The organism is Streptomyces sp. NBC_00440 (assembly GCF_036014215.1).
GTDB lineage: Bacteria > Actinomycetota > Actinomycetes > Streptomycetales > Streptomycetaceae > Streptomyces.
In genome coordinates, this window is the sequence record NZ_CP107921.1 from 3711076 (window position 1) to 3729292 (window position 18217).

Sequence of the window (18217 nt, forward strand, 5' to 3'; positions counted from 1 at the left end):
ACGTCCCCCTGCGCCTCCGTCAGCCGAGAAGGCCGCCGATCGGGTTCTTGTTGCTTCCCCCGCCGGACGAACTGCCTCCCGAGCCACCGCCCGACGTACCGGAGCCGCCACTGGCGCTGCCTCCGCCGGTGCTCGTCCCGCCCGACGCCGTGGGGCCCGCGCTGGTCGCTGCCGGGGGCGGCGGAGCCTGCTGCTGCTGTTGCTGCGGCTGCTGCTGGCCGGTGCCCTGAGTCGCGCTGGGCTGGTGCCGGCCCGTGGAGCCGACGGTCGCGCTCTCCCGGACCGTGCCCGGCGTCGACGACTTCGCCGAGGGATGTGCGGCGCCGCTCGCGGACGGTGCGGGCGCCCGCGACGTGCGCTGCTGCGACGGGCTGCCCGATGCGCCGGGCTCCTGCGGCAGCGGCTGTCCCGGCAGCCGGTTGGTGGGATCGGTGTTCGGACCCGGTACGGTCACGACCTCGGCGGAGCGCACGGCGCCGCCCAGCACCGCGCCGATGATCAGCGTCAGCCCCACGACCACCGAGGCGACGACGGCGCCGCGCCGCAGCACCCGTCGCCGCAGCTCGGCGAGTTCGGAGCGCGGGCCGAGCGTGCGCCAGGCCTCGCCCGCGAGGCGGCTGTCGATCGAGTAGACCGGCGCGCCCGCGATGATCAGCGGCGACCAGGCGGCGAGGTAGATGATGTCCGGCGCGTCGTACACCGGGACGGTCCGCCAGCTGACCGTGACGACGAGCGCCGCGGAGAGCAGCGCGCCGAGGACCCCCGCGACCCGCTGCCAGAGTCCGAGTACGGTCAGCACCCCGACCACGACCTGCAGGAACGCGATGGTCAGCCCGGCGCCCACCGGATGCGACAGCGCGAAGTCACGGAGCGGGCTCGCCAGGGCCCAAGGATGCAGCGAGTGCAGCCACTTGACCATGGAGCCTCGTTCGCCGCCGTCGAAGTAGACGGGGTCGCAGAGTTTGCCCATGCCGGCGTACATCGAGATGAACCCGAGGAACACGCGGAGCGGGAGCAGCACCACGCCGAGGTTCATCCGGCGGTCGGGGTAGTAGGCGTGGCGGACGCCGTCCGAGCCGGACCGCTCGGTGTCCGTGCGGTTTCCGCTGCCGTCGGGGCCGTAGCCGAGGCCGTCGTCGAACGCGTCGTCGGCATCGTCACCGGTATCCGCGTACGGGCCGCCGGAGTAGCGCTCCTGCTCGTCGTACGCACCGACGGCCCCGCGCATCCGGGGCAGCAACTGCGTGCCGGGGCCCTCTCCCCCGGGGCCGCGACGCGGGGGGCCGTCCGCGCCGTCGACGTCGATACGGGGGATGACCTGGGTGGCTCCCGCGTCGTGGCCGGACGCGTAACCGACCTCCTGTACGCCGGAGTTCCGCACGGCCTGGAGAAGTCTGATGGCCCCGGTGTCGTCGGGGGCGGACTTCCCACTCCACACGACAGGCGCCCGGCGCCGCCCGCCCGCGCCGGAAGCCGCGGGGATCCTTGCCGTGTCCTTCAGGCCCGAACCGGCGGGCCGCAGAATCGAGTTCGGTGCGAGCTGCACCCGGAAGCTGGCGTGGTTGACGACGACCTGTGCGGGATCGCACGGCACCTTGACCATGCTCAGCGCGGGCAGGTCGTCGAACCCGGGTGTTCTGGTGTCCACGCTCATCTAACCGAGTGACACAGGTTTAGGACACTGCCTTGACACTCCGGATCTGTCCGCGACCCGTCAACAGGCGTGACCCGTAAGGCGAAGCGCCACCCGGCCGAGCGCCCGGCGGACCACCCCTGCACTCAGGTACGGAGCCCCCACCAGCCGCAACGGCAGCCCCCTCCCGACAGCGGCCCACCCGGGCAGCCCACCCGGGACAACAGCGGCGGCGACAGCGGCGACAGCCACAACGGCCCGGGTGCGCACCGTCCGTCGTGACGGACGATGCGCACCCGGGCCGCGTTCTGGCTCTTCCCCGCTTGCGGTTCCGGTCCCGCTTCCGGTCCCGGATCAGGCCCGGCGGCGCGCCGCCTCGTACAGGACGATGCCCGCTGCCACACCCGCGTTCAGCGACTCCGCGCCGCCCGGCATCGGGATCCGCACCCGGTAGTCGCAGGTCTCGCCGACGAGCCGGCCGAGACCCTTGCCCTCGCTGCCGATGACGATGACGACCGGACCGCCCAGCGCCTCCAGGTCCTGCACCTCGTGCTCGCCGTCCGCCGCGAGGCCGACGACCGTGATGCCGGCCTTCTGGTAGCCCTCCAGCGCCCGCGTCAGGTTGGTGACCCGGGAGACCGGCGTACGCGCGGCCGTGCCCGCGGACGACTTCCAGGCACCCGCCGTCATCCCGGCCGCCCGGCGCTCCGGGACGACCACGCCGTGGCCGCCGAACGCGGAGACCGAACGGACGATCGCGCCCAGGTTCCGCGGGTCGGTCACCCCGTCGAGGGCGACGATCAGCGGGTCCTCGTTGGCGTCGTACGCGGCGGAGGTGAGGTCCTCGGGGTGCGCGTACTCGTACGGCGGGACCTGGAGGACGAGGCCCTGGTGGTTCAGGCCGTTCGTCATCCGGTCCAGCTCCGGGCGCGGGGCCTCCATCAGGTTGATGTTGCCGCGCTGCCCGGCGAGCTGGAGCGCCTCGCGCACCCGCTCGTCGTTGTCGATGTACTGCTGGACGTACAGGGTCACCGCCGGGACGCCGTCGCGCAGCGCCTCGAAGACCGGGTTGCGGCCGACGACCATCTCGGACGTGCCCTTGACCCCGCCCCGGCGCGGCGCCGGGCGGCGGGCCGCGGCCTGCCGCGCCTGGGCGCCGGCGATGCGGTTCTTCTTGTGCCCCTTGCGTTCGGACGCGGGCGGCGTCGGCCCCTTCCCCTCCAGGCCGCGGCGTCGCTGGCCCCCGCTGCCGACCTGCGCGCCCTTCTTGTTGGACGTGCGGCGGTTCCTGCGCTGGCTGTTCCCGGCCATGACCTACCTGTTTCTCTGCTGCTCAGTACGTACTACGTATAGGAAAGTGTGCCGCGAACGGCGGCGCGGCGCTCACCGCGGGCGTCACCGCGGGCCGAGAGTCCACCGGGGACCGTTCTGCCCGTCCTCGATGACCAGGCCGGACTGCTGGAGCTGGTCGCGGATCGAGTCCGCGGTGGCCCAGTCCTTGCGGGACCTGGCGGCCTCCCGCTGTTCGAGCACGAGCCGGACGAGCGTGTCCACCGCCCCGTGCAGGTCCTCGCCGCGGTCCCCCTCGCCCGCCCACTGCTCGTCGAGCGGGTCGAGACCGAGGACACCGAGCATCGCCCGTACCTCGGCCAGTCTGGCGACGGCGGCTTCCTTGTCGTCGGCGGCCAGCGCGGAGTTGCCCTGGCGGACCGTGGTGTGCACGATCGCGAGCGCCTGCGGCACACCCATGTCGTCGTCCATCGCCTCGGCGAAGGCGAGCGGCACCTCGGCGGCCGGGGCGACCGGACCGCCGGCCTTCTCGATGACCCGCTGGACGAATCCCTCGATACGGGCGAAGGCCGACTCGGCCTCCCGCAGTGCCTCCTCGCTGTACTCGATCATCGACCGGTAGTGCGGGGTTCCCAGGTAGTAGCGCAGGACGATGGGGCGCCACTGCTTGACCATCTCGCTGACCAGCACGGAGTTGCCCAGCGACTTGGACATCTTCTCGCCGCTCATGGTGACCCAGGCGTTGTGCATCCAGTACGCGGCGAAGTCGTCGCCGTACGCCTTGGACTGCGCGATCTCGTTCTCGTGGTGCGGGAAGATCAGGTCGATCCCGCCGCCGTGGATGTCGAAGGCGCGGCCCAGGTACTTGTGCGCCATAGCGGAGCACTCCAGGTGCCAGCCGGGCCGGCCGGGACCCCACGGGGTCTCCCAGGAGGGCTCGCCGGGCTTGACGGCCTTCCACATGGCGAAGTCACGCGGGTCGCGCTTGCCGGTCACACCGTCCTCGGCGGGCTGGCGCAGCCCGTCCAGGTCCTGGTTGGAGAGCTGGAGATAGCCGTCGTACGAGCGCACGTCGAAGTAGACGTTGCCGTCGGCCTCGTAGGCGTGGCCGCGCTCGATGAGGACGCGCATCATCTCGATCATCTCGGTCATGTGACCGGTGGCACGCGGCTCGTAGGTGACCGGCAGGCAGCCGAGCACGTCGTACCCGGTGTTGAACGCGCGCTCGTTCTCGTAGCCGATCGACCACCAGGGGCGGTTCTGCTCCGCCGCCTTCTTGATGATCTTGTCGTCGATGTCCGTGACGTTCCGGATGAACGTGACGTCATAGCCGCGGTACGCGAACCAGCGGCGCATGATGTCGAAATTCAGCCCGGACCTGATGTGCCCGATGTGCGGGGCCGCCTGCACCGTGGCGCCGCAGAGGTAGATCGAGACACAGCCCGCGGTGAGCGGGACGAAGTCGCGGATCTGCCGGGCGCTGGTGTCGTACAGACGAATAGTCACTGCACCAGGGTAGTGGCCCCATACCAGTGCCCCGCGACCCTTTGGCCGACGGGGCAGGGAAGTGTGACGCAACAGTGCCCCGGAGCGCCCGTCCGGCAGCCGGTGAACAGCCGCTGAACGGGCGCTCGGGCGGGCACTTCCCCGGGAATCAGGCCCTTCTCCCCCGGGACCCGGGCGTCAGATGCGGCCGACGACCTTGCGCGGGGTGATCCTGACGACGACCCGGGGGGCGTCGTTGGCGGAGTCCGGGTTGAACTCGGCGTACGGCTTGCCCTGGTACTTCAGCGACAGCTCGTCGATCAGGTCCTGGCCGCCGTCGGTGGTGAGCGTCGCGGTGCCCCGGATCTCGGCGTACGAGTAGGGGGCGTCGGCGGGCTGCACCAGCACCGTGACCCGGGGGTCGCGGCGGAGGTTCTTCTCCTTGCGGCGGTCGACCGTGGTCGAGATCAGGACATCGTCACCGTCCCGCTTCACCCAGACCGGGCTCACCTGGGGGCTGCCGTCGGGCTGGATGGTGGCGATGTTGACGAAGACGGGGCTGTCGAGGAGTTCCTTGAGCTTGTCGCTGAGTACGGCAGACACGGGCTTGGCCTCCGGTTCGCTGAACAGGGTGCGGAAGAGGGTGTGCGGAAGAGGGCGTGCGGAAGAGCTTGCGCCCCCATCCCTACCCCAAACAGCGCGGCCCTGTCCCGGCTTCCCGCCCGCGCCGCGCGGATCCACGGACCAGGGCCGGTCGTTACGTACGTACCACCAGGACGGTTGTTACGTACGTACCACCAGGACGGTCGTTACGTACGTACCACCAGGCCGTCGTTACGTACGTACCACCAGGGCCGTCGCGATGGCCGCCAGCCCTTCGCCCCGGCCGGTGAAGCCGAGCCCGTCGCTGGTTGCCGCGGAGACCGAGACGGGCGCGCCGACAGCGCCCGAGAGGACCCGTTGCGCCTCGTCCCTGCGCTTGCCGATCTTCGGCCGGCCGCCGACCACCTGGACGGCCACGTTGCCGATGGCGAACCCCTCGGCGCGGACGATCCTGGCGGCCTCGGTGAGCAGGGTGAGCCCGGAGGCCCCGGACCACTCGGGGCGGCCGGTGCCGAAGTGGGCGCCGAGGTCGCCGATCCCGGCGGCCGAGAAGAGCGCGTTGCAGGCGGCATGGGCGACGACGTCCGCATCGGAGTGCCCGGCGAGCCCGGGGCCCTCGCCCTCCCAGCGGAGCCCGGCGCACCAGAGTTCGCGGCCCTCCTCGAAGGCGTGGATGTCGGTCCCGATACCGACCTGCGGCATCACCGGCACGGACGGCCGCACGGGCTGCTCGCCCACAGGCTGTGCACGCCGCTCGGACTGCCGGTGCGCGGACTGCTCGTACTCGGACCGCTCGTCATCGGACTGCTCATGCTCATCATGCTCAGAAGCCATCGTTGATCCTCCTGCGGGCGAGAACCGCCTCGGCCAGGACCAGGTCCAGCGGCCTGGTCACCTTGAACGCCTCTTCGTGTCCCGGCACCACCACGACCCGCACCCCGAGCTGCTCGACCATGCTCGCGTCGTCGGTGACGTCATGGGTGACCGTGGCGTGCGCGCGGGCGAGCAGCGCACGGTCGAAGCCCTGCGGGGTCTGCACGGCGCGCAGCAGAGCCCGTTCCGGAGTGGCGACGACCGGCTCGGGGCCTCCGCCGCTCTGCGGCTCGACCTGTTTGACGGTGTCGGCCAGCGGCAGGGCGGGGACGACCGCGGGGGCACCGTTCCGTACCGCGGCGATCACCGCGTCCACGGTGTCGACGGGCACGAGCGGGCGGGCCGCGTCGTGCACCAGCACCGCGGTGACGCTCTCGGGGAGTACGCCGATCCCGAGCCGGACGGACTCCTGACGGGTGTCACCGCCGGGTACGACCAGGAGCTCGGTGCCCGGCGGCCAGGAGTGCTCGGCCAGCAGGGCCTCGACCTCGGCGGCACCGTCCGGCGGGGCCACGACGACCACGAGCGAGACGGCACGTGATCCGGCCATCGCCCGTACGGCGTGGACCAGCATGGGGGTCCCGTTGAGGGTGCGGAGCGCCTTGGGGGCTCCGGGGCCGAGCCGGACACCGCGGCCGGCGGCGGGAATCACCGCGGCGGTGGTGTGGCTGGATCCGGCCGCAGCGGCGGCAGGGGATCCGGCGGTGGAGCCGGTACGGGACGGGGTCCCGGGCTCGTCTGACATCGGTTGCGCGTTCAGGGTTTGTGTCCTCAGCCGACATGGGTATGGCCTGGGGGTGCCCCCGACCGTAGGTTGGGGGAGTGCCGGGCGCGACGCCCTGACCGGCCCCTTCCGTGACGACTGGTCGAGTCGGCATCCCGGGCCCGGCACACCACGTACCGGTCAAGGTACCGCTCACGCAGCATCGCTCCATGAAAAACAGACGCACAGCAGACTCGGCCCCGGCCGAAGCCGCAGGGATCATGTGAGACACATGAGGCCGTGGCGGAAAAACGGGGATAGAGCCCGGGATGGAACGCGAAAGACCGGGAAGAGCTGTGCGAGAAAACAGCATGCCGTAGCGCCCGGCGACACATGGCGACTGATCCATACGGACAGTCCATGTGGTCAGCGGGCACCACGGCATTCAAAGCGTCGAGCAGATGAAACGGGTCAAGCGATTCAGGACGCGAGAACCTCGTCGAGCAGAGCCTCGGCCTTGTCTTCGTTGGTGTTCTCCGCGAGAGCGAGCTCACTCACCAGGATCTGGCGGGCCTTGGCGAGCATGCGCTTCTCACCAGCGGAAAGTCCGCGCTCACGCTCACGACGCCACAGGTCACGGACTACTTCGGCCACCTTGATGACGTCGCCGGAGGCGAGTTTCTCAAGATTCGCCTTGTAGCGACGGGACCAGTTCGTGGGCTCTTCGGCATACGGTGCACGAAGCACCTCGAAGACCCGGTCCAGCCCTTCCTGACCAACCACGTCACGCACGCCTACGAACTCCGCATTGTCCGCCGGCACACGAACAGTCAAGTCGCCCTGAGCGACCTTGAGCACCAAGTAGGTCTTGTCCACGCCTTTGATCTGGCGAGTTTCGATAGCCTCGATCAGCGCGGCCCCGTGATGGGGATAGACCACGGTGTCGCCAACCTTGAACGTCATGTGACAGGTACCCCTTCCGTGGCTATCCAGTCTAACACGAGAACCGCTTGTTCTGAATGACGTTTTCGCAGGTCAGGGCATATCTCAGGGCTTGACAACAGCAACACGAACGTGCTGCGGACGGGTCCCCCGGGGCGGTATTCGCAGGTCGGAGCGGCTGTGCGTGCGGAGAGAAACGCAGGCGCCACACGGTTCCGAAGGCTTCCCACAGGCGGCTAACGTCCCGATTTGCCGCATTCGAAACGGTGAACTTCGCGACCCCTGTTCGGATGTCGATCACCCATACGGACGCAATCGGGAATTGATCACTGTGCGCCGGAAGAGGGTTTTCCGTAAGGAATACGTGGCGGTGGAGAGCGGCAGAGAGAATTGATCACTCGCGATATGTGAACGGCGTACGAAGCGATGCGTACGGCGCCACGAGATCGGACGGCCCGCGGGCACCCCTCAGGTACCGGTACCGGCCGCGGGGCGGGTCGGGTGCGGGGCCGTGAGCACGGCTCGGTAACCTGAGGCCGCTGACACACCCTTAGGGAGGCTTTACCCCCCTCCCGCCCCCTGTCCGTCCTGTCCGTACGTCCTAGGAGAAGCCGCCGCCGTGAGCAGCAGCCTTCGACGCGGCGTCCTCGCCGCTTCTGCCATCGTGGTCTCGATCGCCGCCCTGTCCGCCTGTGGCGCGGGCAACAACGCGGCGACGATCGAGGTCAAGCCGGACAACGCCGCTACGTCGGTCGGTGTCATCAAGGTCCAGAACGCGACGGTGATCACCCAGCCGAAGGCCACAGTCAAGGGCCCCGCCGTCATCTCGGCGACCCTCTTCAACAACGGTGACACGAACCAGACGCTCCAGGACGTCAAGCTCGCGGGCTCCAGCTCCGCCGTGAAGCTCACCCCGGCCACGGGCAAGGGTCCGATCTCGGTGCCCGCGCACGGTTCGATCACCATCGGCGGCAAGAACAACGCCGCCGCCGTGCTCGCCGACGGCCGCGCCGCAGCCGCCGACGGCTCCACGCAGAACCTGGTCTTCCAGTTCAGCGAGACCGGTCGGGTGGCGCTGGCCGCGCTCGTCGTCCCGGCCACCAGCTACTTCCACGGCTTCGGCCCGAGCAGCCTGCCCGTGACGCCCTCCCCTTCGGTGCCTGCCTCGGGCAAGGCCACGCCGGGTGCGTCCGGCAAGGCGACTCCGGGCGGCAAGACCACGCCGGGCGCCAACAAGACGCCGGCCGGTTCCGTCACGGGCTCGCCGAGCAGCTGACCCGCACGGGCGCGCCGATCGCAGACAGCGCGTAGAGCGCAGCAGAGCGCATACGGGGGTGCCCCCGCCGGAAGTCCGATTCCGGCGGGGGCACCTCCTTTTCGTACGCGGCTCGCGCGCGGGTCGTACCGCGACTCGTACGCGGCTCGCGCGCGTCGTACTCGCGGCTTACGGCTCGAACTTGTAGCCCAGCCCCCGGACCGTCACCAGATACCGGGGCGCGCCCGGGTCCGGCTCGATCTTGGCGCGCAGCCGCTTCACGTGGACGTCGAGGGTCTTGGTGTCCCCGACGTAGTCCGCGCCCCAGACCCGGTCGATCAGCTGCATCCGGGTCAGCACCCGGCCCGCGTTCCTGAGCAGCATCTCCAGCAGGTCGAACTCCTTGAGCGGCAGGTCGACCTTGGCGCCGGAGACCGTCACGACATGGCGGTCCACGTCCATCCGGACCGGGCCGGCCTCCAGTGCCGCCGGGGAGACCTCCTCGGGCTCACCGCGGCGGCGCAGCACCGCGCGGATACGGGCGACCAGCTCCCGTGAGGAGAAGGGCTTCGTGACGTAGTCGTCTGCTCCTATTTCCAGGCCGACCACCTTGTCGATCTCGCTGTCCTTGGCGGTCACCATGATCACCGGGACGTTGGAGCGGCCGCGCAGCTGGCGGCACACCTCGGTGCCGGGCAGTCCCGGCAGCATCAGGTCGAGCAGTACGAGGTCGGCGCCGTTGCGCTCGAATTCGTCGAGTCCATCGGGGCCCGTGGCCGCGATGGCGACCTCGAAGCCTTCCTTGCGGAGCATGTAGGACAGGGCGTCGCTGAAGGATTCCTCATCCTCGACGACAAGCACTCGGGTCACGGAAGGACCTCCGGGGCAGGAATTGGTTCAGAGGACAGGAAGTTCGCGAAGGGCTGGTCGTCGTCATCGTCGACAGCGTCAGTGGGATCTGCGGGCCCGGCGTAGCCGGTGTGGTGCTGTGCGGGGTCGGCGGCCGGATCCGTGCGGCCGCGGCGATTGCGTACGGAACCGGCTTCCGGCAGCCGCAGGGTGAAGGTGGAGCCCTGGCCCTCCGAGCTCCACACCGTGACCTCCCCGCCGTGCGAGGCGGCCACATGTTTGACGATGGCGAGGCCCAGCCCCGTGCCACCGGTGGCGCGCGAGCGGGCCGGGTCGACGCGGTAGAAGCGCTCGAAGATCCGCTCGCGGTCCTTCTCGGTGATACCGAGCCCCTGGTCGGTGACGGCGATCTCGATGAGTCCCCCAGAGCCGAAAGCCTGGGAGGTGCCCCCTCCGCCGGGGGCGGAGGTGCGGCGGGCGGCGATACCGACCCGGGTGCGGGCCGGTGAGTAGTTCACCGCGTTCTCCACAAGGTTTCCCAGCGCGGCGGCGAGCTGGGAGCGGTTGCCCCAGACGTGGAGGTCGGCCGTGCCGCCGGCCGCCATGGTGATCTGCTTGGTGCCCGCCTGGTGGCGGCAGCGGTCGATGGCCTCGGCGACCAGGACGTCGACCCGGACCGGCTCGGCGTCTTCGAGCGGGTCGTCGTTCTGGACCCGGGAGAGATCGATGAGCTCCTGGACCAGATTGGTGAGCCGGGTCGCCTCTATCTGCATCCGGCCCGCGAAACGGGTGACCGCCTCCGGGTCGTCCGACGCTCCCATGACCGCCTCGGAGAGCAGCGAGAGCGCTCCGACCGGGGTCTTCAGCTCATGGCTGACGTTGGCGACGAAGTCTCGTCGTACGGCTTCGATACGCCGGGCCTCCGTGAGGTCCTCGACGAGCAGCAGCACCAGCCGGGAGCCGAGCGGTGCCACCCGGGCCGAGACCGCGAGTGCCTCGCCACGGCCGGTGCCCCGGCGGGGAAGGTCGAGCTCGACCTGTCGTATCTCCCCGTCGCGCCGGGTGTCCCGGGCCATGTGCAGCATGGGCTCGACGGCCAGTTTCCCGCCCCTGACCAGGCCCAGGGCGTACGCAGCCGAGCTGGCTTTGACCACCGAGTCGCTCTCGTCGAGCACCACGGCCGAGGAGCTGAGCACGGAGAGGACGGTGTCCACGCCGGGCGGCAGCACGTCGCCGGTGTGCAGGGAGGTCCGGGTGGGGCGTGCCAGCTCGCGCTCGCTCCAGCGGAACGCCAGCACGCCGATGACGCCGGTGCACAGCCCGGCGATCGCGCTTGCTGCGGCGACCGCCGCGTTCACGTCCATGTGTCCAGGTTATGCGGCTCCACCGACACATCCCCAGCCATACGGGTGCCCGCTCGAACGTTCGTCGCCCAGAGTTCACCGAGGGGATAGGGCCGGTTCACTTGGGATGACGGAAACGGACGCGTGGCGCACCGACCGTGGAAGCGTGGAGGTGGACACCTGTCGGGCACCTCCGGGCCGTGCCGCTGTGCCGGTTGCGACAAGGCCGACCGCGACAGGACCGGCAGCACAAGATCAGCCGTACACGACCGGCCGCACAAGACCTGCCGCACAGACCTGCGCGCACAAGACCTGCCGCACAAGATCAGCCGTACAAGAGAGGGACTCCCATGCGGGACGCGTACCACGAGGAACTGGACTCGATCGGCGAGGGCCTGGTCGAGATGGCCCGGCTCGTCGGTTCGGCGATCGGCCGGGCCACGACCGCCATGCTGGACGCCGATCTGAAGCTCGCCGAGAGCGTGATCGCCGCCGATCAGAAGGTCGACGACCTCCAGCACGACCTCGAAGCACGGGCCATCGCCCTGCTGGCCAGGCAGCAGCCCGTCGCCACCGATCTGCGCATCGTCGTCACCTCGCTGCGGATGAGCGCCGACCTGGAGCGCTCGGGCGACCTGGCCCAGCACGTCGCGAAGCTCACCCGGCTCCGTTACCCGGACCGGGCCGTTCCGCACGATCTGCACGCCACGATCCTGGAAATGGGGCAGCTCGCGCAGCGGCTGATGGCGAAGGCGGCGGAGGTCATCATCACGATGGACGTCGACCTGGCGCTCCAGCTGGAGACGGACGACGACGAGATGGACCTGCTGCACCGGACGCTCTTCCAGCACCTGATGGACGACCGGTGGAAGCACGGCATCGAGACGGCGGTCGACGTGACGCTCCTCGGCCGCTACTACGAGCGGTTCGCCGACCACGCGGTGTCGGTGGCCAAGCGCGTGGTCTATCTGGTGACGGGCGAGCACGCCGACGAGATTCAGTCCGCTCCGGCGCAGGTCGAGGGGGCGTGAACGGCGCGCTTGCGCGTATGCGCCGTTGATGCGCCCCACCGGGGTGGGTATGGGATGGCCGGAGGCAGTACGTCCTCGCATGCCGAGCAGGAGGAAATCATGGCCGATTCCCCCGTCACCGACCCCCAGCAGCAAGCCCCCGTCGAAGTGCACCATCTGCGCGTTCTCGGCGCCTGCGGCTGCGGTCCGGGCTGCGGCTGTGGTTGCCAGTCCGGTGCTCCGTGCCAGTGCAGTGGCTGCCACTGACGCGGGCCGTTCTTCCGTACGACTGCGAGGGCCCCGTCCGCACCACCGGAACCGGTGGCGGGACGGGGCCCCTCGCTGTCTGCGCGGGTCAGTGCCGGCACGGTCGGTCCCGTACCTGCTAGCTGCGCCTGCGGCGGACGAACAGCACTCCACCGACAGCGGTGAGGATGGCGGCCGCACCGCTCACCAGGGCGATCTGGTCACCGGTGTCGGCAAGCTCACCACCCCCGCCGTGCCTGCCACCGCCGGTGCCACCGTCGCCGTACGCGCCACCGTCGCTGTCACCGCCACCACCATTGGTACCGCCGGTGTCGCCGCCGGTGGTGCCGCCGGTGTTGCCGCCATTGGTTCCACCGTCGGTTCCGCCGCTGGTTCCACCGTCGGTTCCGCCGCTGGTTCCACCGTCGGAGCCGCCTGTGTCACCACCCGTGCCGCCGTCGGTACCGCCGCTCGTGCCGCCGCTCGTGCCGTCGGTGGCGGTGGGGGAAGGCGGCGGGGTCGGACTCTCGCTGTCCGAGGGGGAGGGCGAAGGGGGCGGGGTGGGCGAGCCGGTGTCGGTGGGGGACGGCAAGGGCGACTCGGAATCCGTGGGCGAGGGCGACGGGGTCGGTGACTCCGTATCCGTGGGGGACGGCGCAGGGGATTCCGTATCCGTCGGCGAAGGGGACGGCGAGGGCGACTCCGTGTCCGTCGGGGAAGGCGACGGCGACGGGGACTCCTGATGGCACCGGGCGTGCACCTCGCCCAGCCGGGCCCCGGCGATCGGCCCGTCGTAGACCACCACGCCCGCCGGGTCGCGCAGCACCCCCGCCACCGACACGTCGAACCAGGCCTCGGCCTCGTACGCTCCGGGCGTCTGGATCTCATCGGCGGGTACGACGTGCTGAGTGAAGGTCACGCGCAGCGTGCTGTCCCCCAACGTGTCGGGCTCGTTCAGATCGGCCCCGCTGACCGTGAGATCGGTAGTGCCGATGTCGACCCGGTGGCCAAGAACCGCGATCTGCTGCCCGTCCGTGTGCGCGTAGCCGAGGGAGTACGGGCCGAACGGCGGCGGGGTGCACTCCGCATAGGTGTTCAGGGAGCCGATCGCGCCGCTGGGGGTGGTCGAGATGAAGTCCGCGCCATGGAGCCTCACTTCGATTCCGGCGGCATCCACCTTGGCGTAGTGCTTGGCGTCGGTGTTCGAGGTCACGACGGCGTGGGTGCCGTCCTGGTAATAGGCGCGCACCCCGTCCGGGTCGGAGAAGTCGCCGGTGTCCTCGTCTCCGTTGAGCGGCGGTGAGCCGGCCGTTCCGTAGGTCCCGTCGAACTGCGAGAGGTCGAGCGGCCCCACGTCGGAGATGTTCAGCTGGATGAGTCCGGCGCTGGTCGTCCCCGGCGGGGCCGCGCCGGCCCGGTCGGCGGAGGCGTACATGAGCAGCACCCCGGCCAGCGCCGCAGCCGTGGTGGAGGCCGCCACGACAGTAGGAACAGAACGAGCAAACGGCTTCTTTAGTGCTTCCCTCATCATGAAAGAGGCATATCGCACATGAAGCTCCCCGCCTGCGAGGACATCGCAGGCAGAGGGATTCGGCCGAGCGGAATTACTTCTTCTTGCCCTGAATTCGCCAACTGGCTTCTCGGCACGAGGACGCTTCAGCCCGGCCATTGGGCATGGCTTCCTTAGATCAAGCGGGTGGAACGGTGTAGGCGGAACAAGTGACGCGCGCAGCCGCACGGAGTGACACACGCTACCGGGGGGACCATCGCGGTGCGGCCCCGTGAGTGTCATTGGGGCCGGTGCGTCCCCGCGCCCCTGCGCGGCGCCACTCGGAATCCGGTGCGTCCGGCGTTTGGGCTCTGCCACGACGGCGCGCGACACGACAGCTGAGGAAGACCATGGGTTGGACACGCACACGTCGGGCGGCAGTCTCCATCGCCGTCGCCGGGGCGATCGCCGTCGTCGCGGCGGCCCCGTCACCGGCCGCCACCGGCACGCGGCCCGAGGCCGCACCGTCGCTCGGGACGGTCGGGGCCGCTCCCCAGCCGCCTCAACTCCCCCGGAATTTCCGGGGAAAGGGAAAGTGGGTCGTCCGGGATCTGGGCATCACAGTGCCGTTCACCTGGCAGGGCAGGAACGGCGAAAGCCAGATGGTTGCGGGAGGCCCGCAATATCCCATCTGGTTCACCAATCTGATCTACCACAACACGCTCTACACGCTGACCTACAAGTGGCCCGGCCTGAACGAGCATCCGTGCTCAAAGATTCCAGGCGTCAATCTGGACCAGTTGAACCAGGTGTTCAGCACCGCGCGGTTCGTCGGGCGGGAGATCCTGGAGCAGAACCCGCGGCGGTATGTGAACCACTGGAGGGTCGGCGCCGTCCAGCCGCAACGCCCTCCGGGGAAATTCCTCCGATTCCCGCTCGCGCTCGGCGACATCTACGTCGACCAACGTAATCGCGGGACGTTCTGGCAGGTACTGCAATTCGGTATCCAGAATCTCTACGATCCCGAGTTGGACGAGTGGCTGGTGATGAAGACGTTCGAGCACAAGCCTGGAAGCGTGACTCTCCCCCGGCGGTGCCAGACACCACAGTGACCTGCCCGGCCCAGCAAAAAGCCCCCTGCCCCTGACTGGCCTGGCTAGCCGTCAGTGGCGGGGGCGCGGGGCCAGTCATTCATCGACCTCGACCGCTGCGCGGCGGGAACCGGGCGCCTGGCGTGGGGAACTGGTGGGAACGGCGCACGCCCTGGGGCACGGGGCGTCCGGCCGCGGCTGAAAGTCGATCCCGGCCAACGACGCAGCCGCCGGTAGAGCCGACCGGAGATGAGAGTCACCACTGGGGAGGCGGCCAAGCACCGGAAGCAGTTGAACAAGGGTCGCCAGGGCTGGCCGCGCCGCCGAACTGGAGCCGACTGTCAGCTGTTTCGGAGCGCTACGGGGAGCAGTCCGGCCACTCCTCACCGCGCTGATAGCGCCCGTAGCTCCCGTTCGACTCGTCCGACCGGTCAGGAGGGTGCGCCGGCCAGGACCTTCACCTTGCCGGTGTCGAGCGAGTAGTAGGCGCCGACCACGGCCAGGGCGCCCTTTGCCACGAGTGGGGCCAGGTCCTTGTTGGAGCGCAGATCGGCCGCGGTCAACCTGACCTGGGCGCGGGCCATGGTCTCGACCGGGTCGGCGCCATCCTCCCGGACTGCCTGCTCGTACGCAGGCTGCAGGGCCTTGACGATCGCCTGCAGGTTGCCGGGCAGTGGTTTGCCGTCACGAAGGGACGTGTACGCCGCCTTGATGGCGCCGCAGCGCTGATGCCCGAGGACCACGATGAGGGGGGTGTCACTCGTCATGGGCCCGTACTCGATGGAACCAGTGACCACCGGGCCGACCGCCTCTCCCCCCGTGCGCATCACGTAAAGGTCGCCCAGGCCGGTATCGAAGAGGAGCTCGGGCGGCACTCGGGAGTCGATACACGAGAGGATCGACCCAAACGGCTCCTGCTCCTGGGCCACGAGCTGACGCCGGTTCGGATCCCGGTCGGGGTGCTGGAGGTCTCCGCTCACCCAGCGCTTGTTGCCTTCCATCAGCCTCGCGAATGCCGCGGCCGGTGTGGTGGGCCGAGCTTCCGGCGAAGCGCCGGTCGTCGACGCGGCGGTCCTCGTCGACGAGCAGCCCGCAAGCGCGACGGTGGCGCCCATGAGCCCGCCGACAAGCAGCGTTCTACGATCCGGCCGGCCGGCCCTGTCCATCGGTCGTTCCTCTCGATGTCGCTCAGGCACGTCTCTGCGGTGTGACCAGGCCAATTGTTCAGCGTGGTGTGTGGGCCCGGCAGCAGGCGCGAGCGGGCACGGGCCACATTGCCGCAGACGGCCCACAGAACCGGCTCGGGCGGCGGCGCGTGGGACCCTGATGCCGAAGACCGGCCCTGCCCGATGGGGTGCCGGCGGCCGGGTGCTGTCCGTTCTCGGGGTCTGGCACGGCTCGATCGAGCACCTGACGGCCCATGGAGGCACAGCGCAGCAGAAAGCCCCCTGCCCCGCGGAGTCTCCGTGGGGCAGGGGGCCTTCTGCTGGGCGCTGGGGTGTGGGGTGGGTGTGCGTGTGGGTGTGCGTGCGGGTGTGCGTGCGGGGCCCTCTGGCTCAAGAGCGTCGGGGCTCCCCTTCACTCTCACCCGACCGTCAACCCGGTGGGAAAGTGCTCAGTTGTTGCCCCCGTCGAACTGGGTGCTGACGGCACCGCCCGTACCGGGGAACGACTTCTCGCCCGTCAGGTAAGGCTCGTACTGCGTCCGTCCGAGCAGGTGGTCGGCGAAATAGGCGCTCACGTAATCCTTGGTGATCCGGCGCTGCCGCTGCTCCGGGAGTTCCTTCTGATCGGTTTGGGGGGCGGTGGCGCCGGGGAACTGGGACTTGCAGGTGCCTGGCTTGCTCCCGGGAACGGCGTCGTCATGTGCGCTGACCTGGCCGCTGCTGGGTGACCACTGCTTGTTGTAGAAGTCGTGGACACCGCCGTGCACCGTGTACTGGGCTATCGGTGCGCTGTTGTCGTCCTTGTTCCAGTTGAAGTACTCCCCGGTGTTCACCTGGTCGCACGTGCCCCACATCACCGCAAACGATGTCTTGGTGATGGGATCGACGTCCCAGGTGGCGGTAGGTGCGAGAGCGAACGCGGCCTTGATGGACACGCCTTTGGGCCATGCGTCACGGCTGCTGTCGGCGATCTCCTGCATCACGCCGCCGCCGCCCATGGAATGCCCCATCAGCCCCACGTTCTGCAAGTCCACATGGTTCTTGAAGTTCACCGGCGACGGACGTCCGGACCTGGCGTCGACGAAGCTGCCGCGCAGCGGGCCATCGCCCGTCGACGACAACTGCTGCCACATGCGCAACTGGACGTTGATCAGTGCCGCGCGCTCCTGATACACCGTGTCGGCCTGGCCGGGAGACGTCGAGTTGATGCCGTTCGCCCCGATGGAGACAACGACGAACCCCCGGCTTGCCAGATCACGGCCCAGGTAGTCGTATCCGAGATAGCTGGGGATCTGCCGCACCCCAGATGCGCACGGCCAGGCCGACAGCCGGTCCGAGGCGGCCTTGATGATCGCCTCCTGCTTTGCCGCGTCGGCCGTGTCACCGCTCTGCTCGTCCTTCGCCAGCGCGGCTTGCGCCGCGGTGAGTGACGTGGAGGCGTCGGCGTCGGCGCAGGTGTCCCAGAATCCATGCTCGATCATGATCAGAGGGTGGGTGCCGGAGGATATGTCGTCGGGGTAGTAAACAGCCCCGTCCAGCTCGTTGTTGCCCACGTATCCGAGAGACTTGGGCGGCGGGAAGGCCTCGTCGCCCAGGTTGTAGTGCACCTCGCTCACCCCCTGCCGCGCAGGCTGAGTACTGGACCCACCGGCGGCAGCGAACGCCTCTGTCGAGGTGAACCAAACAGCACAGGCTGTTACGGGCGCGGCAAGCAGCAGCAACTTCGCACGCGCTGTGCGTCCAAGTTTCATATTCGCCTAACCAATGTGGAAGGTAGATGTCGAGAATTTCGATGGCTTTCGATGCGCCGAAGCAGTCGGCGGGAATGAGCGGTGGGCGATTGCCCGCGCGGCTCGACGCATCGCCCCTTCCGGAGGGGGCCGGGGCACCACTCAGGCCCGCTGAGCCCGGTCGTACAGCGGCTTGGTGATCGCCGAACCGAACTGCGGACCGACGAGGTAGCGGAGGCAGCCGTCGTGGGAGGAGGTGGCGCAGGACGCGCCCGTGGTGTCGAGAAACCCGCCCTGTGTGTTGTCGCCGACCACGGTTCCCACGATGGCAACCTGGCCTGCCGCGGGGCGTTCCGCCGCGTGGGCAGGGGCCGCGACCGGCAGAGACATCCCTACGGTTGCCGCCGCCACCGCGGCCACTGCCGCCGCGGTGATGCGCCGCGGACGGAGGGTTGGCCGACGGAACGGGCTCGGGAGGTATCGCATGGGGTGGAGGGTACGGAGAGAGT

16 protein-coding genes are annotated in these 18217 nt (G+C 69.5%); 3 read left to right on the plus strand and 13 right to left on the minus strand.

Going from position 1 to position 18217, the window contains the following annotated elements; genetic code table 11:
• Positions 1-19: 19 nt before the first annotated feature.
• The 7 genes from OHB13_RS16665 to OHB13_RS16695 form a co-directional block, all read right to left on the minus strand.
• Positions 20-1654: a DoxX family membrane protein gene (locus OHB13_RS16665; RefSeq protein ID WP_266855549.1), complete on the minus strand. Its 1635-nt coding sequence runs from the start codon at positions 1652-1654 to the stop codon at positions 20-22.
• A gap of 333 nt (positions 1655-1987) precedes the next feature.
• Positions 1988-2944 (minus strand): 23S rRNA (guanosine(2251)-2'-O)-methyltransferase RlmB, encoded by a 957-nt coding sequence (gene rlmB, locus OHB13_RS16670; RefSeq protein ID WP_266855548.1) that lies wholly within the window; start codon positions 2942-2944, stop codon positions 1988-1990.
• Between the two features lie 84 nt (positions 2945-3028).
• Complete coding sequence (cysS, locus tag OHB13_RS16675; protein WP_328377650.1) at positions 3029-4429, minus strand: cysteine--tRNA ligase; 1401 nt, start codon at positions 4427-4429, stop codon at positions 3029-3031.
• Positions 4430-4606: 177 nt separating this feature from the next.
• On the minus strand, positions 4607-5011 hold the full coding sequence (locus OHB13_RS16680; protein ID WP_328377651.1) for a PPOX class F420-dependent oxidoreductase: 405 nt from the start codon (positions 5009-5011) through the stop codon (positions 4607-4609).
• 231 nt (positions 5012-5242) lie between these two features.
• On the minus strand, positions 5243-5713 hold the full coding sequence (gene ispF / locus OHB13_RS16685) for a 2-C-methyl-D-erythritol 2,4-cyclodiphosphate synthase (protein ID WP_328380309.1): 471 nt from the start codon (positions 5711-5713) through the stop codon (positions 5243-5245).
• Positions 5714-5834: 121 nt separating this feature from the next.
• On the minus strand, positions 5835-6629 hold the full coding sequence (gene ispD / locus OHB13_RS16690; protein WP_266855546.1) for a 2-C-methyl-D-erythritol 4-phosphate cytidylyltransferase: 795 nt from the start codon (positions 6627-6629) through the stop codon (positions 5835-5837).
• 438 nt (positions 6630-7067) lie between these two features.
• Positions 7068-7550 (minus strand): CarD family transcriptional regulator, encoded by a 483-nt coding sequence (locus OHB13_RS16695; RefSeq protein ID WP_006380568.1) that lies wholly within the window; start codon positions 7548-7550, stop codon positions 7068-7070.
• A gap of 598 nt (positions 7551-8148) precedes the next feature.
• On the opposite strand from OHB13_RS16695, the gene OHB13_RS16700 reads away from it, so the two are divergent.
• Positions 8149-8805 carry a DUF461 domain-containing protein gene (locus OHB13_RS16700; protein ID WP_328377652.1) on the plus strand — a complete coding sequence of 219 codons (657 nt, stop codon included), beginning with the start codon at positions 8149-8151 and terminating at the stop codon, positions 8803-8805.
• Between the two features lie 168 nt (positions 8806-8973).
• On the opposite strand, the gene OHB13_RS16705 is transcribed toward OHB13_RS16700, so the two are convergent.
• Complete coding sequence (locus OHB13_RS16705; protein WP_102918029.1) at positions 8974-9654, minus strand: response regulator transcription factor; 681 nt, start codon at positions 9652-9654, stop codon at positions 8974-8976.
• Complete coding sequence (locus tag OHB13_RS16710) at positions 9651-10997, minus strand: sensor histidine kinase (protein ID WP_328377653.1); 1347 nt, start codon at positions 10995-10997, stop codon at positions 9651-9653. Before OHB13_RS16710 ends, OHB13_RS16705 begins: the two co-directional genes overlap by 4 nt.
• A 329-nt stretch (positions 10998-11326) precedes the next feature.
• Between OHB13_RS16710 and phoU the strand changes: the two genes are divergently transcribed.
• Positions 11327-12007: a phosphate signaling complex protein PhoU gene (phoU, locus tag OHB13_RS16715; RefSeq protein ID WP_164259765.1), complete on the plus strand. Its 681-nt coding sequence runs from the start codon at positions 11327-11329 to the stop codon at positions 12005-12007.
• Positions 12008-12371: 364 nt separating this feature from the next.
• Here the strand turns inward: phoU and OHB13_RS16720 are convergent, their stop codons facing one another.
• Positions 12372-13712 (minus strand): LPXTG cell wall anchor domain-containing protein, encoded by a 1341-nt coding sequence (locus OHB13_RS16720; RefSeq protein WP_328377654.1) that lies wholly within the window; start codon positions 13710-13712, stop codon positions 12372-12374.
• A 419-nt stretch (positions 13713-14131) separates the two neighbouring features.
• Between OHB13_RS16720 and OHB13_RS16725 the strand changes: the two genes are divergently transcribed.
• Positions 14132-14833 (plus strand): hypothetical protein, encoded by a 702-nt coding sequence (locus OHB13_RS16725; RefSeq protein WP_328377655.1) that lies wholly within the window; start codon positions 14132-14134, stop codon positions 14831-14833.
• A 410-nt stretch (positions 14834-15243) separates the two neighbouring features.
• On the opposite strand, the gene OHB13_RS16730 is transcribed toward OHB13_RS16725, so the two are convergent.
• From OHB13_RS16730 to OHB13_RS16740, 3 genes are all read right to left on the minus strand, one after another.
• The gene (locus OHB13_RS16730; RefSeq protein WP_328377656.1) at positions 15244-15978 is read right to left on the minus strand and encodes a carbonic anhydrase; all 735 of its coding nucleotides are present in this window, start codon (positions 15976-15978) and stop codon (positions 15244-15246) included.
• 449 nt (positions 15979-16427) lie between these two features.
• Complete coding sequence (locus OHB13_RS16735; RefSeq protein WP_328377657.1) at positions 16428-17585, minus strand: poly(ethylene terephthalate) hydrolase family protein; 1158 nt, start codon at positions 17583-17585, stop codon at positions 16428-16430.
• 285 nt (positions 17586-17870) lie between these two features.
• Complete coding sequence (locus OHB13_RS16740) at positions 17871-18194, minus strand: hypothetical protein (protein WP_328377658.1); 324 nt, start codon at positions 18192-18194, stop codon at positions 17871-17873.
• Positions 18195-18217: the final 23 nt, after the last annotated feature.

Coding starts and splice junctions, on each gene's coding strand:
- rlmB (WP_266855548.1), bottom strand. CDS start 2,944: ATGGCCGGGAACAGCCAGCGCAGGAACCGCCGCACGTCCAACAAGAAG.
- phoU (WP_164259765.1), top strand. CDS start 11,327: ATGCGGGACGCGTACCACGAGGAACTGGACTCGATCGGCGAGGGCCTG.
- OHB13_RS16710 (WP_328377653.1), bottom strand. CDS start 10,997: ATGGACGTGAACGCGGCGGTCGCCGCAGCAAGCGCGATCGCCGGGCTG.
- OHB13_RS16740 (WP_328377658.1), bottom strand. CDS start 18,194: ATGCGATACCTCCCGAGCCCGTTCCGTCGGCCAACCCTCCGTCCGCGG.
- ispF (WP_328380309.1), bottom strand. CDS start 5,713: ATGCCGCAGGTCGGTATCGGGACCGACATCCACGCCTTCGAGGAGGGC.
- OHB13_RS16665 (WP_266855549.1), bottom strand. CDS start 1,654: ATGAGCGTGGACACCAGAACACCCGGGTTCGACGACCTGCCCGCGCTG.
- OHB13_RS16725 (WP_328377655.1), top strand. CDS start 14,132: ATGGGTTGGACACGCACACGTCGGGCGGCAGTCTCCATCGCCGTCGCC.
- OHB13_RS16695 (WP_006380568.1), bottom strand. CDS start 7,550: ATGACGTTCAAGGTTGGCGACACCGTGGTCTATCCCCATCACGGGGCC.
- OHB13_RS16730 (WP_328377656.1), bottom strand. CDS start 15,978: ATGGACAGGGCCGGCCGGCCGGATCGTAGAACGCTGCTTGTCGGCGGG.
- ispD (WP_266855546.1), bottom strand. CDS start 6,629: ATGTCAGACGAGCCCGGGACCCCGTCCCGTACCGGCTCCACCGCCGGA.